The 3,616-nt window shown below is 54.7% G+C and carries 4 protein-coding genes; 3 read left to right on the top strand and 1 reads right to left on the bottom strand.

The window, feature by feature from the left end; genetic code table 11:
- Positions 1-728: IS3 family transposase (locus G4G93_RS35210; RefSeq protein WP_165091949.1), on the top strand; the 728-nt coding region annotated here is incomplete at its 5' end.
- Between the two features lie 755 nt (positions 729-1,483).
- The gene (locus G4G93_RS35215) at positions 1,484-2,272 is read left to right on the top strand and encodes a calcium-binding protein (protein ID WP_165091950.1); all 789 of its coding nucleotides are present in this window, start codon (positions 1,484-1,486) and stop codon (positions 2,270-2,272) included.
- Positions 2,273-2,342: 70 nt separating this feature from the next.
- On the opposite strand, the gene G4G93_RS35220 is transcribed toward G4G93_RS35215, so the two are convergent.
- A complete protein-coding gene (locus tag G4G93_RS35220) occupies positions 2,343-2,900 on the bottom strand; it encodes a hypothetical protein (RefSeq protein WP_165091952.1) in 558 nt (185 codons plus the stop codon).
- Between the two features lie 469 nt (positions 2,901-3,369).
- Here G4G93_RS35220 and G4G93_RS35225 point away from each other — a divergent pair.
- The coding region (locus G4G93_RS35225; RefSeq protein ID WP_165090971.1) for a transposase at positions 3,370-3,616 on the top strand (247 nt) is incomplete at its 3' end.

A 3,616-nucleotide genomic window follows, 5' to 3' on the forward strand; every position in this document is an offset into this window, starting at 1 on the left:
GCTCGCGCCAGACCTACGGCTCGCCGCGGGTCCAGGCGGAGTTGCGCGACCAAGGCGAGGCCCACAGCCGCAAGCGCATTGCCCGGCTGATGCGACAGGCGGGTCTCGTCGGGGCGTGCCATCGCCGCGGTGGGCCCGTAACGACACGGCGCAACCAAGAGGCCCGGCCGGCCCCGGACCTCGTCGACCGCAGCTTTGCGGCTGATGAGCCCAACCGGCTGTGGGTCGCGGACATCACTTACATCCCGACGCGTGCCGGGTTCCTCTACCTGGTGATCGTGCTCGACGCGTTCAGCCGTTGGGTCGTCGGCTGGTCAATGGCCGATCATCTGAGAACGGAACTAGTACTGGACGCGCTCGAGATGGCGGTTGGCCAGAGAAAACCGCGAGACGTGATCCACCACTCGGATCAGGGCTCGCAATATACGTCGCTAGCCTTCGGCAGCCGCTGCCGCGAGGCGGGTGTGCGACCCTCGATGGGCTCGGTCGGGGATGCTTACGACAACGCCATGGCTGAGAGCTTCTTCTCGACCCTGGAATGCGAACTCCTCGCCCGCCGGCGCTTCCAGTCCCGGCCTGAGGCCCGCATGGCCCTCTTCAGCTACCTCGAGGGCTTCTACAACCCGGTGCGGCGACACTCCGCCCTGGGTGACCGCTCACCCCTCGTCTACGAACAGGAGCATCGCCCAAAACCCGCAACCGAGACCCTGCTCAGCCAAGCCCCATAGCCGTCCACAGAAACGGGGCAATCCCAATCATGGAGCGCGTTGGCCCTTTGGCCTGTAGAAGGGCCGCGGCCATCGGATCGTCTTCGCCGAAGGCGTCGATCATGCCCGCAAGAGGACCCGGAGGAGGTTCGACGGCGGGTGTTGGAGCGCCATCGTCAGGAGCGTCAAGCTCAGAACCGCGCGGCGCAGTCGCGTGACGAGCAGGAAATGGATTGAGTTGCGCTTCCCACCGCAGCAGCGGCCTGCGCGAGCTCCACAGCGGATCATGCGCAAAGTGGTCATAGCTCTTATCCCGCAGGCTCCTGATCGACCTGATCAGCGCTCGCGTTGGACCATTCGTAGTTGCCGCACGCGGAACGCCTCGACTATCGCCCGCAGCACGACGCATGGCCAACACCAGATTGGCATCGTGCGCTGATGCCTATGAATAGATATCCAAGGTTATAATCATTTTTACGACGACCAAGCACACGCTTTGTTTATCTATCGAATATTTATGAATTTATGCATCGATTGAATCGTTAATCTGTTGGCGCCGTTAGTCGATGTTAGTGGATATGCTGGGCCAAAAAGTCACAATGATACAAATTTCAGCCTCTGATTGTTTTTTTGCATTTTTAGACTTGCAATTCCGCAGTTAACAAAGGATAAGAATTTATCACGCGGGGCCGTTTCAGAAGTTGATTGGACCATGTTGCTGAAAGTGATTTGCTAGCTTTGCGTGACTCAGCAGCTGGTATCTCTTGGAGTTAAAGATGGCTTATGTGGCTGGAACCAACGGATCCGAGGCTCTGAATGGAACTTACGGTGCGGACTATATCAATGCACTTGGTGGAAATGATATAATCTATGGTGGATACGGATCGGACAACCTCGATGGAGGGGATGGTGACGATACGTTTCTGGTTCGCGGCTCCGAAGGTCCAGATTTCTACACAGGAGGATCGGGTTTCGATATCATTGCCGTCAGAAATCCGGACCCCGCGTTCAGCTTTATCGATCTTGGAATTTCAACGCTCGACTCAGTTGAGGCAATTGTAAATGAATCCAGCGCCACTGTAAACATAAAGACTGATTATATCCTAGATTTGAGCGAAACAACCCTGGTAAATATCAATTCAATTCAAGGATCTGAAGGAAATAACTACCTTACTGGTAACGTAATATACAACAACGCATTGACGGAGTATCGTGGAATTGCAATATATGGGTATGGTGGTAATGACGAGATCATTGGTTCAGTGGCGGGCGACCGACTGGATGGTGGAAATGGAAACGATACCCTGATTGGCGGAGAGGGAGACGACACGCTCATCGGCGGCGCGGGTGCAGACTACTTTCGTTTCGATGCCAACGGTGGAATTGATACGGTTACGGATTTTGTATCAGGTTCCGATAAAATCCAGCTTGGCCCCTCGATCACAAGTGTGAACCTCTACAATTATAATGGAAATGCCTTGCTCGAATTCAATGGCTCCTCGTACGCAATTCTATCCGGTGTTTCACCCTCAGCGATAAGCTCGAGCGATCTCGTGTTTGCCTAGAATGATGCTCCCTGCACAGCGAGAGTTGTGCAGGGAGTGTCCTGATAATTACTCAGCAGAAATATTCATATCATGCATTACTACCCCTTGAAAAGATATTTATCGGTGCATCCTTCAAAGAACTTCTAATGCCGGAAACTGACTTGCTGTCAGATAGATATGCCTGCACTGCGTTATCCTTAAACGAGCCAGATTTGAGACTGAGAAAAGTATCGGATTTTTGAAATGCTACTGTTTCGATCACGGCTTGTTTTAAAGCAGATGCTTGATCCAGCCAATAACTTTTCTGCTTTCCATCCATCTTCTGGTCTGTCCGAATACGCGTTTCCAGCGCTTCCCAGGAGTCGAAGCGTTCGACGGCTTCGCCGCCGCCGATGCCGGCCATGATGATGGAGCCGGAGGCATCGGCCGTGTTCGCTTCGTCCTTTAAGGACTGATCCACCGTGAAGTCGAACGCTGCCCCAGACGCCTGCTTAGCTGCGGCACCCGGAGCGGCCGAGATGCCTTGAGCCGTCTTGATGATGTTGTTTGTGGTATCGGATGCTGCCTTCGTAGACTGGTTTTGGCCCACCTGCTGAAGCAATGTGAGGGCCGTGCTGTACCGACCGGAAATTTGGCCTACGGACATGACTTCCCCTACGTGCGACCCCTCGCAATGCCGCTTGCGATCTGAGGATCGTGCGGCATGCCAAATCACATTTATGCAATGAAAACATAAAATATTGTTAAAAACTCTGACAGCGAGACAGAATTTCGGGTTTTGCTTCCAGATTAGTTTTGCCGATAGGCTCCATTTAGCTATGGAGATCTGATCACATTTAAGCACTTACACTACAGTTGCGGGCCGCTTTTCAGTGATCGACGGGCGACCTCAATTGCTGTGTTGGGAATTTGCTGGGATGGCTTCAAAGAATATAGCAAATATAGGTCTAGAAATCTTCAGAAACAAAGTGCTGGGCTCTCTTGGGGCTTGTGCCAGATTTTGCATTCGGAGCGCGTGCGGACGCCTTCTCAGCCGATTTCTGTAACGACGCGGCGAGGCTCGACTGAACCGCCCCGGGTTTCCCGGAGGCTCCAACTTCTGAGAGGATGGAGCCATGACGAAGCGAACAGCCCCTTTTTCGCCTGAGGTGCGCGAGCGTGCCGTGCGGATGGTGCGCGACCACGAGGGCGAGCACGGCTCGCAGTGGTCGGCGATCCAGTCGATTGCCGCGAAGATCGGCTGCTCGGGCGAGACGCTGCGGAACTGGGTGCGTCAGTCCGAGCGGGATCAGGGCGTGCGTCCTGGCCAGACGACGGACGAGCGCGAACGGATCAAGGCGCTGGAGCGAGAGGTTCGCGAGC

It is taken from the genome of Methylobacterium sp. DB0501 (assembly GCF_011043735.1).
In the GTDB taxonomy this organism is placed as follows: Bacteria; Pseudomonadota; Alphaproteobacteria; order Rhizobiales; family Beijerinckiaceae; genus Methylobacterium; species Methylobacterium alsaeris.

What these genes read in the sequence shown, in the direction of transcription:
- G4G93_RS35215 (WP_165091950.1), top strand. Translation starts at nt 1,484, where the DNA reads ATGGCTTATGTGGCTGGAACCAACGGATCCGAGGCTCTGAATGGAACT.
- G4G93_RS35220 (WP_165091952.1), bottom strand. Translation starts at nt 2,900, where the DNA reads ATGTCCGTAGGCCAAATTTCCGGTCGGTACAGCACGGCCCTCACATTG.